This is a genomic window from Rhodococcus sp. JG-3 (assembly GCF_000482405.1).
Taxonomy (GTDB): domain Bacteria; phylum Actinomycetota; class Actinomycetes; order Mycobacteriales; family Mycobacteriaceae; genus Rhodococcoides; species Rhodococcoides fascians.
The window spans coordinates 2,734,761-2,752,496 of the sequence record NZ_KI519398.1 but is presented as its reverse complement, the minus strand read 5'-3'; the positions used below and the strand labels follow the sequence as shown (position 1 = coordinate 2,752,496).

Annotated in this window: 17 protein-coding genes and 1 tRNA gene; 11 read left to right on the top strand and 7 right to left on the bottom strand. The window is 64.9% G+C overall.

What is annotated here, in order from left to right; all coding sequences use genetic code 11:
* Positions 1-2: 2 nt before the first annotated feature.
* Positions 3-1,115 (bottom strand): peptide chain release factor 2, encoded by a 1,113-nt coding sequence (gene prfB / locus K414_RS0114410; protein WP_027496571.1) that lies wholly within the window; start codon positions 1,113-1,115, stop codon positions 3-5.
* A 202-nt stretch (positions 1,116-1,317) separates the two neighbouring features.
* On the opposite strand from prfB, the gene K414_RS0114405 reads away from it, so the two are divergent.
* Both K414_RS0114405 and K414_RS0114400 read left to right on the top strand, forming a co-directional pair.
* Positions 1,318-1,809 (top strand): carbonic anhydrase, encoded by a 492-nt coding sequence (locus K414_RS0114405; protein ID WP_027496570.1) that lies wholly within the window; start codon positions 1,318-1,320, stop codon positions 1,807-1,809.
* A 59-nt stretch (positions 1,810-1,868) separates the two neighbouring features.
* Complete coding sequence (locus K414_RS0114400) at positions 1,869-2,660, top strand: inositol monophosphatase family protein (protein ID WP_027496569.1); 792 nt, start codon at positions 1,869-1,871, stop codon at positions 2,658-2,660.
* A 45-nt stretch (positions 2,661-2,705) separates the two neighbouring features.
* Here the strand turns inward: K414_RS0114400 and K414_RS0114395 are convergent, their stop codons facing one another.
* Positions 2,706-3,074, bottom strand: coding sequence for a DUF1304 domain-containing protein (locus K414_RS0114395; RefSeq protein ID WP_027496568.1), 369 nt, complete (start codon positions 3,072-3,074; stop codon positions 2,706-2,708).
* 144 nt (positions 3,075-3,218) lie between these two features.
* Here K414_RS0114395 and K414_RS0114390 point away from each other — a divergent pair, with 144 nt between their 5' ends.
* From K414_RS0114390 to K414_RS0114375, 4 genes are all read left to right on the top strand, one after another.
* Positions 3,219-4,628 (top strand): acyl-CoA dehydrogenase family protein, encoded by a 1,410-nt coding sequence (locus K414_RS0114390; protein ID WP_027496567.1) that lies wholly within the window; start codon positions 3,219-3,221, stop codon positions 4,626-4,628.
* Between the two features lie 44 nt (positions 4,629-4,672).
* Positions 4,673-5,893 carry an acyl-CoA dehydrogenase family protein gene (locus K414_RS0114385; protein ID WP_027496566.1) on the top strand — a complete coding sequence of 407 codons (1,221 nt, stop codon included), beginning with the start codon at positions 4,673-4,675 and terminating at the stop codon, positions 5,891-5,893.
* Positions 5,894-6,077: 184 nt separating this feature from the next.
* Positions 6,078-6,422 carry a YciI family protein gene (locus K414_RS0114380; RefSeq protein ID WP_027496565.1) on the top strand — a complete coding sequence of 115 codons (345 nt, stop codon included), beginning with the start codon at positions 6,078-6,080 and terminating at the stop codon, positions 6,420-6,422.
* Between the two features lie 16 nt (positions 6,423-6,438).
* A complete protein-coding gene (locus tag K414_RS0114375) occupies positions 6,439-7,719 on the top strand; it encodes an RNA polymerase sigma factor (RefSeq protein WP_027496564.1) in 1,281 nt (426 codons plus the stop codon).
* On the opposite strand, the gene K414_RS29150 is transcribed toward K414_RS0114375, so the two are convergent.
* On the bottom strand, positions 7,692-7,865 hold the full coding sequence (locus tag K414_RS29150) for a hypothetical protein (RefSeq protein ID WP_155288460.1): 174 nt from the start codon (positions 7,863-7,865) through the stop codon (positions 7,692-7,694). The genes K414_RS0114375 and K414_RS29150 overlap by 28 nt on opposite strands.
* Before the next feature lie 192 nt (positions 7,866-8,057).
* On the opposite strand from K414_RS29150, the gene K414_RS27035 reads away from it, so the two are divergent.
* Positions 8,058-8,246: a hypothetical protein gene (locus K414_RS27035; RefSeq protein WP_032366331.1), complete on the top strand. Its 189-nt coding sequence runs from the start codon at positions 8,058-8,060 to the stop codon at positions 8,244-8,246.
* A 97-nt stretch (positions 8,247-8,343) separates the two neighbouring features.
* On the opposite strand, the gene K414_RS0114355 is transcribed toward K414_RS27035, so the two are convergent.
* Together K414_RS0114355 and K414_RS0114350 are read right to left on the bottom strand one after the other, a co-directional pair.
* Positions 8,344-8,856 (bottom strand): putative immunity protein, encoded by a 513-nt coding sequence (locus K414_RS0114355; RefSeq protein ID WP_027496562.1) that lies wholly within the window; start codon positions 8,854-8,856, stop codon positions 8,344-8,346.
* A gap of 106 nt (positions 8,857-8,962) precedes the next feature.
* Positions 8,963-9,039: transfer RNA gene (locus tag K414_RS0114350), tRNA-Met, on the bottom strand.
* A 501-nt stretch (positions 9,040-9,540) separates the two neighbouring features.
* Between K414_RS0114350 and K414_RS0114345 the strand changes: the two genes are divergently transcribed.
* Positions 9,541-10,104 (top strand): transglycosylase family protein, encoded by a 564-nt coding sequence (locus K414_RS0114345; protein ID WP_027496561.1) that lies wholly within the window; start codon positions 9,541-9,543, stop codon positions 10,102-10,104.
* Positions 10,105-10,247: 143 nt separating this feature from the next.
* Here the strand turns inward: K414_RS0114345 and K414_RS0114340 are convergent, their stop codons facing one another.
* Entirely contained in the window at positions 10,248-13,208 is a 2,961-nt protein-coding gene (locus K414_RS0114340) for a UPF0182 family protein (RefSeq protein WP_027496560.1), read from the bottom strand.
* A 288-nt stretch (positions 13,209-13,496) separates the two neighbouring features.
* Here K414_RS0114340 and K414_RS0114335 point away from each other — a divergent pair, with 288 nt between their 5' ends.
* Positions 13,497-14,063: a PPA1309 family protein gene (locus K414_RS0114335; RefSeq protein WP_152530506.1), complete on the top strand. Its 567-nt coding sequence runs from the start codon at positions 13,497-13,499 to the stop codon at positions 14,061-14,063.
* Positions 14,064-14,078: 15 nt separating this feature from the next.
* On the opposite strand, the gene K414_RS0114330 is transcribed toward K414_RS0114335, so the two are convergent.
* Complete coding sequence (locus tag K414_RS0114330; protein ID WP_027496558.1) at positions 14,079-15,104, bottom strand: PDZ domain-containing protein; 1,026 nt, start codon at positions 15,102-15,104, stop codon at positions 14,079-14,081.
* 144 nt (positions 15,105-15,248) lie between these two features.
* Between K414_RS0114330 and K414_RS0114325 the strand changes: the two genes are divergently transcribed.
* Together K414_RS0114325 and K414_RS27030 are read left to right on the top strand one after the other, a co-directional pair.
* Positions 15,249-16,652, top strand: coding sequence for a zinc-dependent metalloprotease (locus tag K414_RS0114325; RefSeq protein ID WP_027496557.1), 1,404 nt, complete (start codon positions 15,249-15,251; stop codon positions 16,650-16,652).
* 123 nt (positions 16,653-16,775) lie between these two features.
* The gene (locus K414_RS27030; RefSeq protein ID WP_032372873.1) at positions 16,776-17,663 is read left to right on the top strand and encodes a hypothetical protein; all 888 of its coding nucleotides are present in this window, start codon (positions 16,776-16,778) and stop codon (positions 17,661-17,663) included.
* The last annotated feature ends 73 nt before the right edge of the window (positions 17,664-17,736 follow it).

The window sequence follows — 17,736 nt, the reverse complement described above, 5'->3', positions numbered from 1 at the left end:
GGTTACTGCTCCCCTCGCATTCGCCAGCGAATTCCCGATTCCAGGAAGCCGTCGATGTCTCCATCGAGAACAGTAGACGGATTGTTGACCTCGTACTCGGTACGCAAATCTTTGACCATCTGGTACGGGTGCAGCACGTACGAGCGCATCTGATTACCCCAGGAGCTGCCGCCGTCACCCTTGAGCGCGTCCATCTCGGCCCGCTCTTCCTTGCGCTTGACCTCGAGCAGCTTGGCCTGCAGCACGCGCATGGCCGACACCTTGTTCTGCAGCTGCGACTTCTCGTTCTGGCAGGTCACGACGATTCCGGTCGGAATATGCGTCAACCGGACGGCGGAGTCGGTGGTGTTGACCGACTGCCCACCTGGCCCGGACGAGCGATAGACGTCGACCCGAATGTCGTTCTCGGGGATTTCGATGTGGTCGGTGGTCTCGACGACCGGAAGCACCTCGACCTCCGCGAACGACGTCTGGCGTCGACCCTGGTTGTCGAACGGGCTGATCCGGACGAGCCGGTGCGTGCCTTGCTCGACCGACAACGTTCCGTAGGTGTACGGGGCCTTGACGGCGAACGTCGCGCTCTTGATTCCGGCCTCTTCGGCGTAGGACGTGTCGTAGACCTCGACGCCGTACCCGTGCTTCTCCGCCCAGCGGATGTACATGCGCATGAGCATTTCCGCCCAGTCGGCGGCGTCGATTCCGCCGGCACCGGAGCGAATGTTCACAAGGGCGTCGCGGGCGTCGTACTCACCGGACAGCAGAGTTCGAACTTCCATGGCAGCGATGTCCTCTCGGAGCGAGGCGCGTTCGGCGTCGGCGTCAGCGGTGGCGGACGCGGCGGCCTCGCCCTCTTCGCCCTCGGCCAACTCGTACAGAACCGGCATGTCCTCGAGCCGCTGCCGGAGCTCCTCGACGCGGCGCAGTTCGGCCTGCGCATGGGAGAGCTGACTGGTCACCTGCTGAGCGTGTTCCTGGTCGTTCCACAGGTCGGGTGAGGCGGCCTGATGTTCCAGCTCGTCGATGCGTCGCCGCAGCTCCTCGACGTCGAGAACGGACTCGACTGTGGACAGAGTGGTGTCGAGCTCGGCGAGGTCTGCAGAAACGTCGGGATGCACGAGAGTCAAGGTTACCGGCACACGAACCCGTCCCCGACCGCCCCCGAAGACGCATGCTCATCCAGGGGTTCGAACCGTGCTGATTCGAACCCTGTTCGGGCACCTCGTCCGCTGTTAGCTTTCGACGCGTCGACATATGCGCACGTCGACATCACTGCCGCCGCACGGTGCCAGCGACATTCGATGGACACAGGAGTCTCGTATGACCGTCACCGACCAGTACCTCGAGAACAACAAGGCATACGCCGCCCAGTTCGACGGCCCTCTACCGCTGCCGCCGTCGAAGCACGTCGCGGTGGTCGCGTGCATGGACGCCCGGCTCGACGTCTACCGGATTCTCGGCCTGGCAGACGGGGAAGCACACGTGATCCGCAATGCAGGTGGGGTGATCACCGACGACGAGATTCGTTCACTGGCCATCAGCCAGCGGCTGCTCGGCACCAAGGAGATCATCCTGATCCACCACACCGATTGCGGCATGCTCACGTTCACCGACGACGAGTTCAAGAACGACCTCCAGGAGGAGACCGGTCTGAAGCCCAACTGGGCTGCCGAGTCGTTCCCGGATCTGAACCGCGACGTTCGGCAGTCCTTGGCGCGCATCGAGCTCAGCCCGTTCGTCACGAAGCACGAGTCGCTGCGCGGGTTCGTCTTCGATGTTGCCACCGGAAAGTTGAACGAAGTCACCGGATAGGCCCGGCCACCCATATTGCCGCGTACGAGCAGGCCCGTGCGCGGCGATAGTCTTCTGCGGTGACCGACTACTCTGCCGATCTGCATCTCGCCCTCCGGCTCGCCGACGAAGCCGACGTCATCACTCGTGGACGATTCCTCGCCATGGACCTGACGGTGGACTCGAAGCCGGATCTCACACCGGTCAGCGACGCAGACCTGGCCGTGGAAACGATGATTCGGGCGGAGCTCGGTTCGGAGCGTCCCGACGATGCTCTGCTCGGCGAGGAGTTCGGTGGCACGGCTACGTTCAGCGGCCGCCAATGGGTCGTCGATCCGATCGACGGCACCAAGAACTTCGTGCGCGGCGTACCCGTGTGGGCAACGCTGATCGCGCTGCTCGAGGACGGCGTCCCCGCAGTCGGAGTGGTCAGCGCCCCGGCGCTGCATCGCCGATGGTGGGCCGCCGACCAGCTGGGATCGTGGACGAGCGTCGGCGACGAAACCGCCCGTCGAATCAACGTGTCGAAAGTCGACTCACTTTCCGCGTCGAGTCTGAGCTTCTCCAGCCTGTCCGGCTGGGCCGACCTCGGAACGAGAGACCGCTTCATCGGACTGACCGATGACGTGTGGCGAGTCCGCGCCTACGGCGACTTCTTCTCCTACTGCCTGCTCGCCGAAGGAGCCCTCGACATCGCCGCCGAGCCGGAGGTCTCCCTGTGGGATCTGGCGGCACTCGATGTTCTGGTGCGCGAGGCGGGCGGGACGTTCACCTCGCTCGACGGACGCGTCGGGCCGCACGGCGGGAGCGCGGTAGCCACGAACGGGCTGCTGCACCAGGACGTCCTCGGCCGCCTCTCCCCCGCTGTGTGATTCGGTCGGCACTCACCGGAGACGGACCGTGAGAGCAGCGCGGAGTCAGAGGACTGCGGCCAGGACCAGGGCCAGGAGCGGAGTGATTCCCTGCACGAACGCGGGCCGGAAGTACTTCGCTCCGCCGGTGGCGAGCACCAGAGCCGCGCCGACGATGCTGGCGCACGCGAAGTAGACGATCGCGTCGCCGGCCGAGCCGCCGACGATGAGGCCGACCACGATGCCGATGCCGAGAAACAGGTTGTAGAACCCCTGATTGAAGGCCATCGGTTTGGTGATGTCTGCGTCGTTCTGACTGGCGACACCGAACTTCGCCCACACGGCCGGCTTGGACCAGAGCACGCTTTCCATGACGAAGATGGCGACATGGAGTACCGCGGCGAGGGCGGCGAAGACCTGAGCTATCGGATGCACAGGAAACAGCCTGTCACATCGGTACGACGCAGGATACGAAAGACCCGCCACGGTGTTGTGCGCCACCAGTACTTACTCGACAGTAGACAGCTAACTTACTCGGGAGTAAGATCTGTGAAGTCCGTGCCCGACGCCGAGGAACTGGTGATCATGAGCAAGCAAGACAGTGTGGTCGACGCGAAGGCCCCCAAGGTGCCCCGCGATACTTCTGCGGTTGGCCTCAACCCGTTCAAGAGAGATGCGATCGGAACCGCCATGCGCGTTCTGACGGCCATCACCGGGTCCGAACTCGCGGAGAAGTACAACCTCCGACAGACGATCGACCGCGTCACGTACGAGAGCACCAAAACCGGTTTCAAGACTCTCGGTGCCGCCAACCGTACGTTCGCCAAGGTCACCGGAGGCGGCAAGCCCAAGCGTCTCGACGACGGTGCCGCGAAAAACCTGAGCTACTTCGACCTGACGCCCGACGACGAGCAGCGCATGATCGTCGAAACGGTCAAGGAGTTCGCCGAGGAAATCCTCCGGCCGGCCGCCTTCGAGGCTGATCACAACGCCTCCTCGCCCGAGGACCTGGTTCGTCGCTCGGCCGAACTCGGCATCACGCTCATCAACGTTCCCGAGGAACTCGACGGTGCCGCCAGCGAGCGCGGTGCGGTCACCAATTCCCTCGTCGCCGAGGCTCTCGCCCACGGCGATATGGGCCTGGCCCTGCCGATCCTCGCGCCCAGCGGTGTCGCTGTCGCCCTCACTCAGTGGGGAACGGACGCGCAGCAGAAGACGTACCTCCCGGCATTCGTCGGCGAGAAGGTGCCGAACGCAGCAGTGGTCGTCAACGAGCCCCGCGCACTTTTCGATCCGTACGCGTTGCAGACCAAGGCCGTTCGCTCCCCCAGCGGGTACAAGCTCAACGGAGTCAAGAGCCTCGTACCCGCGGCCGGCAGCTCCGAGCTGTTCGTCATCGCCGCTGAACTCGAAGGTCGCCCGACTTTCTTCATCGTCGAGTCCGATTCCAAGGGCCTCGTCGTGGAAGCGGATCCGAGCATGGGTCTGCGCGCCGCGGGACTGGGTCGCCTGATCCTCACCGATGTGGCAGTGCCCGAGTCTGCCCTGCTCGGTGATGGTGACGCCGACCAGCGCGCCGCCGAGTACAGCGCCGCCATCGGTTTGGCCCGTCTGGGCTGGGCTTCCTTGGCCGTCGGTACGAGCCAGGCCGTACTCGACTACGTCATTCCCTACGTCAACGAGCGCGTCGCGTTCGGCGAGCCGATCAGTAATCGCCAGGCCGTGGCCTTCATGGTTGCCAACATCGCGATCGAGCTCGACGGCATGCGCCTGGTCACGCTGCGTGGTGCGTCGCGAGCCGAGCAGGGCCTGTCGTTCGCTCGTGAATCGGCGCTCGCGCGTCGACTCGCGTCCGAGAAGGGCATGCAGATCGGCTCCGACGGTGTGCAGTTGCTCGGTGGACACGGTTTCACCAAGGAACACCCGGTCGAGCGCTGGTACCGCGATCTACGGTCCGTCGGCGTCGCCGAAGGCATCGTTCTCATCTAGCTCGCCGCCCCGAATTCCATGGCACTCACCCAAGGACACACACGATGATCAATCTTGAACTTCCCAAGAAGCTTCGGGCGCAGGCGAATCAGGCTCACCAGGTCGCTGCCGAGATCTTCCGCCCCATCTCCCGCAAGTACGACCTCGCCGAGCACGAGTACCCGGTGGAACTCGACACCATGGCGTCCATGGTCGAAGGCATGTCCGACGCCGGTGGCGAAATCGGCGGAGCGGCCGGTGGCCGTGAGAAGGACAGCGAGTCGGCCAAGCCCAGCAAGACCGCCAACTCCAACGGCGGCAACATGTCCGCTCTGGTGAACGTCATCGAAACCTGCTGGGGCGACGTCGGCCTCACGCTGTCGATCCCGTACCAGGGACTCGGCAACTCCGCTATCGCCGCGGTCTCCACCGACGAGCAGCTCGAGCGCTTCGGCAAGGTGTGGGCTTCGATGGCCATCACCGAGCCCAGCTTCGGCTCGGACTCCGCGGCAGTCACCACCACCGCTGTCCTCGACGGCGACGAGTGGGTGCTCAACGGCGAGAAGATCTACGTCACCGCCGGTGAGCGTTCCACCCACATCGTGGTGTGGGCAACGGTCGACAAGTCTCTCGGCCGCGCGGCCATCAAGTCGTTCGTCGTCCCGCGTGACGCTCCGGGCCTGTCCGTTGCCCGCCTCGAGCACAAGCTGGGCATCAAGGCGTCCGACACCGCAGCCCTGCTGCTCGAGGATTGCCGCATCCCGAAGAACAACCTGCTCGGCACCGCCGAGGTCAACGTCGAAAAGGGCTTCGCGGGCGTCATGCAGACGTTCGACAACACTCGCCCTCTGGTTGCGGGTATGGCGATCGGCGTCGCCCGTGCCGCACTGGAAGAGTTGCGGTCGATCCTGGTCGATGCCGGAGTCGACATCTCGTACGAGACTCCCGCCTACAACCAGCACGCGGCGGCCGCAGAGTTCCTGCGACTCGAAGCAGACTGGGAAGCCGCGCACCTGCTCGCGTTGCGCGCGGCATGGATGGCCGACAACAAGGAGCCCAACTCGCTGCAGGCGTCGATGTCGAAGGCGAAGGCCGGACGCTCCGCAGTGGACATCACCCTCAAAGCAGTCGAGTTGGCCGGTACCTACGGCTACTCCGAGCGCCCGCTGCTAGAGAAGTGGAGCCGTGACTCCAAGATTCTCGACATCTTCGAGGGCACGCAGCAGATCCAGCAGCTGATCGTTGCCCGTCGCGTACTCGGAAAGTCCTCGGCCGAGCTGAAGTAAGCAGTGGCTCGTCATCGAGTCGGCACGTGATCGACAAGCGGCACCGGACTGTACGTCCGGTGCCGCTTTCGTGCGCTTGGAAGAAATGTCGAGGGTCGGTGTCGATATCGTGATGTCTCGATCGTCGTCTTCGTGTACGGCGAATCGCGCCGCGACACCGAGGTACCGAGCCAAGGAGCGCACCATGAAGTACATCCTGTTGATCAACGCCGACACCTCCCCCGGTGCTGCACCCGGCTGCAGCAGTGTGGAGGACTGGATGACGTACGAGAAGGAACTGAAGGAGGCCGGGGTCTACGTTGCCGGGCACGCTCTGGCCGACTTGACCACTGCTACCGCGGTACGCGTCGATCCGAGCACGGGCGAACGGACCGTCACGGACGGCCCGTATGCCGAGTCGCACGAGGTACTCGGGGGTTACGACGTCATCGACGTTCCCGACCTCGATGCCGCGCTCGAGTGGGCGGCCCGCTGCCCCGGCTCCAAGGACGGCGGCACCGTCGTCGTGCGCCCGCTCGCAGAATTCTGACGCGCGGGATCGTTCGGTGAGCAAGGTCGACGTCAGTCGAACGATCGCATCGGTCTTCCGTGCCGAGCGCTCGATGCTGCTCGCGTCGTTGGTGCAGCGCTACCGTGACCTCGACCTCGCCGAGGAGGTGACGTCGGATGCCATCGAGGCGGCTCTGAAGCATTGGCCGATCGATGGCATACCGGCCAAGCCAGGGGCCTGGTTGCTCACCACAGCCCGGCGCAAGGCAGTCGACCGCCTCCGACGCGATGAGACACTGGCTGCGAAAATGGCCGTACTACAGATCGACTCGGACCGCGACAACCCGTCCGGCTCGAATGCGCTCGACGATCGTGTGCCCGACGATCGCCTCCAGCTGTTCTTCACGTGCTCCCACCCGGCTCTTGCTGCCCAGGACCGACTCGCCCTGACGCTGAGGTGTCTCGCGGGTCTGTCCACAGCAGAGGTGGCGCGCGCACTGCTCATCCCTCCTGCCACGGCGGCACAGCGAATAGTGCGGGCCAAGAACAAGATTCGCACGGCTCGCATTCCGTTTCGCGTTCCAGGACCGGACGAGCTCGCGGAAAGAGTGCCGATGGTGCTCGAGGTCGTCTACTCCATCTTCACCGAGGGGTACTCGGCGACATCCGGCGATGGAGTCGGACGCGTCGATCTCTCAGACGAAGCGATCGGTATGGGCAGAGTTCTGCACGCGGCTCTGCCGGGCACGTCCGAGGTGACGGGCTTGCTGGCGCTGATGTTGCTGACCGACGCCAGACGCCGCGCCCGGATCGACGAACACGGCGAGATCGTGCTGTTGGCCGATCAGGACCGGCGCGTATGGAATGCCGCGTTCATGGCCGAGGGATCGGAACTCGTGAGCGAGGCCCTGACCCGCGGGCCGGCCGGCCCGTACTCCGTTCAGGCCGCCATCGCGGCATTACACGACGAGGCTGCTGACGCCGCGGGCACGGACTGGCCTCAGATCGTGGCCCTGTACGACGTGTTGATGGCACTCACACCATCACCGGTGGTCGCGCTCAACCGGGCCGTCGGCGTCGCAATGACCGAAGGGCCCGAGGCCGGGCTCGAGTTGTTGGACGCCATCGCCGCTGAGCCGGTCCTGCGCCGGTACCACCCGTTCGCGATGGCGAAGGCCGATCTGCTGCACCGACTGGGCCGGATGGACGAGGCCGCCGTGCACTACCGGAGAGCACTGGATTTCGCGCGAACGGCACCGGAGAAGCGTTTGCTGAGAAGACGACTGGCCGAGGTTGCCGACGCACGGGATCAGGCGGACAGCACAGCATCCACCTGATCGGCCGTCAGCGGTCGCTCTGCGTACACCAGTCGGATGGCCTCGGGATCGGGGTTGCCGATATCGGGTCCACGGGATACCAGCTTCAGGCCGGCGCGCTCTGCCACGCGAGCGGAGGAGAGGTTGTGTTCGAGAAGATATGCCACGACCGGCATTTCGGGCCGAGTTCGGTACGCGCACTCGACTGCGGATCACTGCAGATCTCGTACAACGCGTCGAGATCCGCATCTGCAGGCTCGTCGAGAACCAGTCGTGGGGTCTGCATTCGCACACCGATGATCCTAGAGGGCTCGAGTCTGGTAGACCGGTGGTAGACGATCGAGCGAAGGGTGACAGTCATGGCCGAGTGGATCAAGAAGGTCGAAGAGAACGCCAAGGGCCTCATCGCAGAGGCGGAACAGGAACTGACGGCTCTCGAGGGCGCGGACACCGTCGACCTCACCGCAGACGAGCCGGAGGATGCTGCGACCACCGACGACGATGACATCGTCACCAGTGACGATGCACGGGAGCAGGTCTCGGACTGAAGCAACCGCCGGCGTTCTCTGCGCCCAGTCGGCGCAACCGGTCGTCGACGTCGATCGAGATCGACACCCAGTCCTTCACGGTCACGGTTCTGTAGATCTACTCGAACACGTACCAGCAGATGCTGTTTCTCCTGTGCTGGTCCTCCAACACCAGAGCCCGCACGCTGTCCGGCAGCTGTTCCCTCTGCCACTCATTTTCCGCATACGCCGCGGCTGCTGCGCTCGACGACGGTGCCGCAGCTCGAACTGCCTTGATGGCGTACGCCGCTGCTCCGAGGTCGTGTTCGGCCACGTGCGCCACGCATGCGGCCTGGCCTGCGGCGTAGGCGGCGAATCGAGCCGCTCCGCGAAGGGGACGCGCTGCGCCCATCGCGTGTCCGCCGAGGGCGCGGGTCTCCATCATCGGCAGCTCACCGCGTACCCACGCGCCGATCCCGTCGATGGCTTCCCGCGGTCTGGCGTCCGACGGAACCGAGCTCTCGAACAGGGGCAGCACGTGTTCGGCACAGGCAGCAGCCCAGAGTGCCAGGGCCCGATGATCGTCATCGGACAGCAGTCCCCCGCGCCGGGCGGTGACGAGCCGGGGATCTCGAACAGCGGGCAGGATCATCCTCGGTCGCCCTCTTCGCACGGGCATCGGGCAGTCCAACGTGATTGCACGGTGGCTATCAGAGCACAAAAAAGCCCGAGACCGTATGGTCTCGGGCTTTTTCGAGTGGTAGCGGGGACAGGATTTGAACCTGCGACCTCTGGGTTATGAGCCCAGCGAGCTACCGAGCTGCTCCACCCCGCGTTGCATCTACGAAGTTACCCCTGCGTGTACGACGAATGCAAATCACGTGACCACGGGGTGCTCGGTCCAGTCGATCAGGCTCGACGCGCGGCCGAGCCGACCCGAACAGCACGTTCGCAGCCCCTCGAAATAGTGCTCCGGGTCTCTTTTCTTGCGTGTTTCGAGTCACATAACGGTCGGGTCACGAAGGTGAAACATTCCCGCCACAATGCGGCTCGAGCTGCACGAACAGGGGGCCCGATCCCACTATGTGGACGGGTCGCATCCCATATCCGCTCAGTGACGGTGAGTGAATCCTCGACTACCTTCACGGACGGCCCTAAACCGCTGGGCTTGCACCACCCCGCCGCTTCTTTCGCTCTGCCCCGCGGGTGTGGTCCCCAATACGTACGGGGGCAGAGCCGCGACGATACGAAGTGCCTGGTCGTCATCGCCATCACCACCGGCGTAACGATTCGCAGGCCAGTCGCGCCAGTCGAGCGCGGAGAGGATTCACCCCGCATGACCACTCAGAACAACTTCGGTAAGCGCGCACTCGGATTGGCCGCCATCGCCGGCGCAGCCGTCGCCATTCCGCTCGGCGTTTCTGCCGGAACCGCCAACGCAGCCCCCCACAACTGGGACGGCGTCGCACAGTGCGAGAGCGGTGGCAACTGGAACATCAACACCGGAAACGGCTACTACGGTGGCCTGCAGTTCTCGCAGAGCACCTGGACGGCCAACGGCGGAACCGGATCACCCGCCAACGCCTCCAAGGCCGAGCAGATCCGCGTCGCGGAAAATACTCTGCAGAGCCAGGGACCGGGCGCATGGCCCGTCTGTGGTCAGCAGCTGACCACCGGAACCTCGGCAGCCGAGCCCGAAGCGGCACCGGCACCGGCTCCTCAGGCAGCACCGGCACCGGCCCCCGCGCCTGCCGTCGCACCCGAGGTCGCAGCAGCTACACAGGCCGCTCAGGGCGCATTCGATGCAGCATCCAAGCTCGCAGACCAGTACGGCCTGAGCACCCAGTTCCAGCACTTCGCTGCTGCGAACGCTCCAGTGCTCGCACCCATCGGACGCTGATTCACCGCCAGTTCGCTAGAACTGCCTCGTTCCGCTCACAGTGGATGCCCAGCGCATCCGATGTAGCGAACAACGACAGAGCCGCCTCACCGATTCGGTGAGGCGGCTCTGTCGTTGCAGTCAACCCGGTGGAACAGTGCCGATCAGCTACCGGCCCCGTTGTACGCGTCGACCGCCTTCTGCAGGTTCTCCAGCGCGGTACCGAGCTGCGCCAGGTTGCCGCTCTGCTGTGCAGTCCGCACGGCGGAGAGTGCGTCGTTCAACCCGGTGACAGCGGCGTCCCTGGTGGTCGACCCACCGGTGGACGGAGCCGGATTCGCCGGCGTCGAACCGCCCTCGGACGGGGTCGTCTCGGGTACGGCACCCGGCTGGGTACTGCCGTCGGTCTCCCCCGGCGCCGTGACGGTCCGTCCGGCACCGGCCCCGAACACCTGCTCGATGGCCTCGGGCAGCGTGGCGGCGTAACCGACACGACCCTCGTACGAGACCAGCACCCGGATCAACTGCGGGTATGCCGACGCCTCGTTGGTGCGCGAGGCGTACACCGGCTCCACATAGATCAGACCGCCGTTGCCCACGGGCAGGGTCAGAAGATTGCCGAACTCGACAGTGTTCTCCCGGCGCACGATGCCGAGGCTTTCGGAGACGTCCGTCGTGGTCGTCATCTGGTTCTGTACCTGATTCGGGCCCTGAGTGGACGTATCGGTAGGCAGCCTCAGCACGGTGATCTTGCCGTAGTTCTCCGGATCCGAATCCGCGCTGACATACGCGCCCAGCACTTCTCGGCGATACCCCACCAGCGCACTGGTCAGCTGGAACGAGGCCTGGTTCTCCTCGTTGGAGATATCGGACGCGACGACGTAGTACGGAGGCTGCTTGGCGGCAGTGTTCTCCGCGGTCGGGTCGGTCGGAACCTCCCAGAACGCGTTGTTGGTGAAGAACTCTCGCGGATCGTTGACGTGGTATTTCGTCAGCAGTTCACGCTGAACCTTGAACAGGTCCTCCGGGTACCGGAAGTGATCCCGCAATTCCGGAGACACCTCGCTCTTGGGGATGACCGTTCCGGGGAACACGCCTTCCCAAGCCTTGAGCACCGGGTCGTTCTCGTCCTGCTCGTACAGCTTGACGGTGCCGTCGTAGGCGTCGACGGTGGCCTTGACCGAGTTCCGGATGTACGAGACTTCCCGGCTCGGCAGTGCGCGCGTCGTCGTCGACTCGATGCTGTCGGCAGTGGCATCCTCGAGCGACATCCGCTGGGCATACGGGAAGTTGTCCAGCGTTGTGTAGCCGTCGATGATCCAGACGAGCTTGCCGTCGACGATCGCCGGGTACGTCGAACCGTCGGTGGTGAGCCAGGGCGCGACCTTCTGCACGCGGTCTCGGGGATCACGGTTGAACAGAATCTTCGATTCGTCACCGATCACACTCGAGAACAGGATGTTGCGCTCGGCGTACTTGCTCGCGAACACGAGTCGGTTGAAGAAGTTGCCGACGTCGACACCCGCTGCACCGGTGTAGGAGTAGCTCTTGCTGTCTGTGTCGTACTCACGGGGTTCACCGGCCGAGCCGACGATGGAGTAGTCGGCGTCGGAATTCGCGATGACCGGGCCGAAGTAGATGCGCGGCTGATCGAGGTCACCTGGGCCGTCCTTACGCACGGTTCCCTCGGCGTTGTTCTCGATCCAGTTCACCTGGTAGTTGGGATAACCACCACGCCCGCCGCTGGACTCGTCGGCGACAGCCTCGTCGACGGAGTTGGCAGGAGCAGCAACGAAGCCGTTTCCGTGCGTGAACACGGTATGGCGGTTGATCCAGTCACGCTGGTTCGCGTCGAGAGTCTGCGGTGAGATCTCACGCGCGGCGACGACGTAGTCGCGGAGGTTGCCGTCCGCGTCCGGGTAGCGGTCGACGGCCAGTGTGTCGGGGAATCCGTAGAAGTTACGGATCTGACGCTGCTGAGTGAACGTCGGCGCGAGGATGTTCGGATCGAGCAATCGGATGTTCGACATCGTGGCCGACTCCGATGCCACTTCGCTCGGGCTCAACGACGCTTCACCCGAATAGTCGCGGTACGAGACCACGTCATCGGTCAAGCCGTACGCAGACCTCGTTGCCGCGATGTTGCGCTCGATGTACGTGCTCTCCTTGTCGGCCGCGTTCGGACGCACCGAGAACTGCTCCATCACCAACGGCCAGACGGCACCGATGAGGATCGACGACAACACCAACAGGGCTGTGGCCAAGGCGGGGATTCTGAGGTCACGAAGGAAGATGGCCGCAAAGAAGGCAATCGCGCAGATGACTGCGATGGCCAACAGAATCAGCTTCGCCGGCAGCACCGCGTTGATATCGGTGAAGCTGGCACCGGTGAACGTCGGCTCCTTGCGACTACTCGACAACAACGTGTATCGATCGAACCAGTAGGCGATGGCCTTGAGCAGGACGAAGGTGCCGGCCAGCACAGCGAGCTGAATCCGCGCCGCGCGAGTGAGCGCTCCTTCTCGGCCGGCGAGACGAATGCCGCCGAAGACGTACTGCGTCACCAGATTTGCGAAGAATGCAACCAGGATGGCAACGAACAGCCAGTTCAGGATGAAGCGGTAGAACGGCAGATCGAACGAGTAGAACCCGACGTCCAGGCCGAACTGCGGGTCGGTCTGGCCGAAGTCGCCGCCATGCAGGAACAGCTGCACGGTGACCCAGTTCGTCTGCGCGATCATGCCGGACAGGAAACCGAACACGACCGGGATTCCGATGCCGAACAACCGCAACCGGCTCATCACCGTGGTGCGGTATCGAGCGATCGGATCGTTGGGTCCGGCCACCGGAACGAACACCGGGCGATTGCGGTACGCGACGACCAGCGCGCCGAAGACGATGAGCCCGACGACGACCGAGACGACGAGGAAGATCACCAACCGGGTCAACAGAGTGGTGGTGTAGACGCCGCGGAAGTCGACTTCTCCGAACCACAACCAGTTCGTGTAGATATCGATCAACCGCGGACCGATGAGCAGCAAAGCTGCTACTACCAAGGCCAATACGAGCAAGATCCGGCTTCGCCGCGACAACGACGGCATACCGGTGGGGGGCCTCATGCCCACGTGCCACACTCCAACTTCGGGCGACGCCGATGGCGCCGCAGATGACTGTCACGGCGCACCTCGCGTGCGCCGCATGTCCGTTTCGCCCTACTGTACGTACGTTGATCCTACGGCTGTGACGCCCGTACCGCGGCCCCGCCGGACCGCAGGTCAGGAGCATCGACATTCATGTAACCATTCGGATGCGAGGATAGTGCGGTGAGCAACGACAGTGACGGACTGCCCGGCCAGGAACATTTCGGAGACGACTTCGACCCCGAGTCGGGCGGACCCGGCGTCGCCGAGGCATTGGCTCGGTGCGCGCGTGAGGTGGCGGACTTCGTCGACGCGGGCGGGTGGGACCAGTCGCCCCAGATGTTCGCGCTGGTGCCCACCGCTGCCCTCGCCGCGGCAGAACCCGGCCTGCTCGACGATCTGGCCGACGGTGCTGCACTCACACCGATCCAGCAGCATTCGTTGCCCGAGGACATCACCGGCGGCTCCCCCGCCCTCGACGAATTCCTCGCCACGTCGACGTGGCCCGAGGGCGTCGTGGGATGCGCACTCGTCCAGGAGATCGTCGTACTCCCCCCTGCGGCGGAGTCGGCACTCGACGATGCGCTGATGCCGCTTCTCGCAGATCCCGACGCGGCCGACGACGCGGCGCGGTCGGCCGCCGAGAACCATCCCGAGAAGCGTGACGCGCGGCTGATCGTGGCAGTGCTCAAGGACGGACCGTCGTTGACGTTGTTGCAACTGCATCCGGACGAGGACGCCGATCCGTTCGCTCCCATCGACCTTCGCATCGCCGAGGACCTGGCACCCAACGTCGTCCACGGTCTGTACGCGACGTTCGATGTGGTCGACGACGACTGAATACGACCGAGCGGGTCAGCTACAGGTCGGAGCGTCTTCGCCCGACCCGATCGCTTGAAGCGAGTCGATCGCGTTGTCCAGCGATTCGACTCGCACCAAGCGCAGACCGTCGGGCACATTCTGTTGCGCCTCACCACAATTGGCGTCGGGCACCAGGAACGTCGTGGCCCCTGCCTCACGAGCTGCTATCAGCTTGTAGGGAATACCGCCGATGGGGCCGACCGTTCCCGCTGCGTCGATCGTGCCGGTTCCCGCCACGAATTCGCCGTTGCTCAGCTCGCCGGGACTCAGTTTGTCCACCACCGCGAGGCTGAACATCAAGCCGGCGGACGGACCACCGACGTCGGCGAGATTGAACTTCACGTCGAACGGAACGTCGGGCTGCTCCTCGGGCGTCACACCGAGATATCCCTTGGACGGATCGTCCGGCCTGGCCCCGAGCACAACGGAATCCGTACGAGGGGCACCATCACGCACGTAGTCGATGTCGAGCGAATCGCCGGGTGCCTTGGCGCTGACGGCCTCGCGAACCGCGCCGGCCGTCGAGACGGGGGTGCCGCCCACCGCAACCAGAGTGTCTCCGATGTTCAGCACGCCTGCGGCGGGACCGTCCTGGGCCACGCTCGTCACCGACAGCGACACCGGGAGGTCTAGGTGATGCAGAGCGGCGAGTTCGGCACTGGATTCCGATTGCTCGAAATCGGCCTGATTCCCCTCCTGCACTTCCTCTTTCGACTTGTCCGGTGGGTATACCTCCTCACGAGGCACCAGTCCCTGACGCCCACTGGCCCAGAACCCGAGAGCCTCGAAAAGATTGAGCTGATCCCGCACGGCCACCGTCGTCATGTTCAGATGGCCTGCGGTGGGGTCGACGTCGGTGCCATCGATCTGGACTACGGGCACGCCGTCGACGTCACCGAGAGTGTTGTAGGTCGGCCCGGGGCCGAGTGCCGCGAACGGAACGGTGACGACCGAGCCGGTGACGCCCAGCACCACGACCGGTACCAGCGCTGCGACGAGTGTGGCGATCCTTCGGTTCACTCGGTAGACACTAGATCCGAACGTGCGGCGGCGTGGATACCGCCCCTGCCGGAGCCCGACGCACGATGCGACGAAGCCGTTCTGTTCGCCGTCAGCGTGACGATCTTTCGCGCTCCGAGTGCTCATGGCTTGTACCGTTGAGCCATGAGCAATTTTGGTTTCGGTGCTTCCGACGACGACCCGGACAAGAAGAAGAATCCGGACGGGTCGGGTAACCCCGCCGGTTTCGGGTTCGGGGCCGAGGGCTTCGACCCTGCACAGCTGGGCCAGATGCTCACCCAGTTCGGCCAGATGCTCAGCGGCATGGGTGCCGCGGGGTCGGGCGGATCGTCGGCCGGACCGGTCAATTACGACCTCGCCAAGCAATTGGCCCGACAGCAGATGGGCGATTTCAGCCCGGTGTCGGCCGGGGAGCGTGAGGCCATCACCGAGGCCGCGCACCTCGCCGAGCTCTGGCTGGACGGTGCCACCACATTGCCTGCCGGTGCCACCAAGACTGCAGCGTGGACGCCGGTCGACTGGCTCGACAACACCATCGACACCTGGAAGCGGCTGTGCGATCCGGTCGCCGAGCAGATTTCGGGCATGTGGACCTCGGGGTTGCCGCCGGAGGCTCAGCAGATGGCCGGACCGATGATGGGCATGCTGACCCAGATGGGCGGAATGGCGTTCGGCTCGCAACTCGGTCAGGCACTGGGCCAACTGTCGAAGGAAGTTCTCACCTCCACCGACATCGGTCTCCCGCTCGGCCCGTCGGGCACCGCCGCGTTGCTACCGTCGGCGATCGCGTCGTTCAGCGAAGGTCTCGAACAGCCCGAGCGTGAGGTGCTGGTGTTCCTGGCCGCCCGCGAGGCTGCACACCAGCGGCTGTACAGCCACGTCCCGTGGCTGCGCCAGCGGGTTCTCGCCACTGTCGAGGAATATGCTCGCGGCATCCGCATGGATTTCTCGGCAATCGAGGAAGCCGCTGCCGGGCTCGACCCGTCGGCGCTGACGGATCCGTCGAAGATCGAAGCGCTGCTGCAGCAGGGTTCGTTCGAGCCGCAGACCACACCCGAGCAGAAGCACGCTCTCGAACGTCTCGAAACGTTGCTGGCACTGGTGGAGGGCTGGGTGGAGACCGTGGTCACGGCCGCACTCGGCGACCGTCTCCCCGGCGCGGTTGCCCTCGCCGAGACCATTCGCCGTCGCCGCGCCTCCGGCGGCCCGGCAGAGCAGACGTTCGCGACGTTGGTCGGTCTCGAGTTGCGTCCCCGCAAGGTGCGCGAGGCCGCCGATCTGTGGCGCCAACTACTGGCCGCCGCGGACGTGGAGGGCCGCGACGGGGTGTGGGCACACCCGGATCTCCTGCCCGACGCATCCGACCTGGACAATCCGGCGGCGTTCATCGACCGAGTCGTGGGCGGCGGCACCTCCAGCTTCGACGACCCCATCGCGCAACTCGAGGCGATGGAGGCAAAGGAGGCCGCCGAACGAGCGGAACACAGCACGGACGACGCCTCGGAGGACGGCGACGACCATCCGGACAAAGGCTCTTCCACACCCTGAACCCGTACGGCGCACACCAATGCCGTCGGCCCCGTCGAACGCCTGCTCGAAGCCCATTTTCCCCTGTGGATAACGCGCTCCGAGCGGGCGTTTGCCGTCGGACCGAGTGTCACAGTGTGGTTCATGATCACATCGACCGTTCGACTCGATCCCGCGGTGGCCATCCTGCCGCGACGGGACGGAACCGTTCAACTGGGGTGGAGCCCCGAGACCAGCGTCGTCGTCACTCCCCCTCCCGGTGCGGAACCGGGCTCGATACTCGAGATCCTGCGGCTTCTCGCGGCAGGACGTTCCAGGCCTCACATCGTCTGTCACGCAATGACGTTGGGTTTGTCCGCGAACCGAGTGTCGTCGATGCTCGCCGAATTGGACGATTCCGGCCTGCTCGTGCACGGCACGAGTGGCCCGGCGTCGAGCAACGCGGACGCTCCGTCGAGTGAACTGCGCGACATTCGTTCCGTGCATCTCGTGGGCCGCGGGCCGCTCTCGGATGCGCTGACCGCCGGGTTGCGGCGCACCAGTGTCGCGGTGACCAGAACGAGCCTGACCCCGACACGCTATCCGCACCTCGCCGTGAACTCGTGGCAGTACGACGTGGTCGTGCTCACCGACGACCTCGTCGCCGAGCCCCGCCTGGTGACCGATCTGGTACGGAAAAGGATCCCGCACCTGCAGGTGCGACTGCGGGACGGGAAAGGAATCGTCGGCCCGTTCGTGGTGCCCGGACAGACGAGTTGCCTGCGCTGCGCCGATCTCACCCGCTGTGATCTCGATCCGGAGTGGCCGCACCTGTCCGCACATCTGCTCGGCACGGTGGGCCAGGCGAGTACCGCCACGGTGTTGGCCACGGCGGCGTTCGCGTTCGCGCAACTCGAGACCCTCATCGATCGCACGGACGGAACGATGCCCGAAACCACCGACTGCACGATGGAGCTGAGTTTCGCGGCAACCGGTACGTCCGTGCACAAACGGCAGTGGACGCGACATCCACATTGCGATTGCTGGTACTGACGACACGGTCACCCGACCACCCGTCCACCTCGGCCGTCGAGGCCACGGTTTCACCGGTCCGAGCATTTGTCGG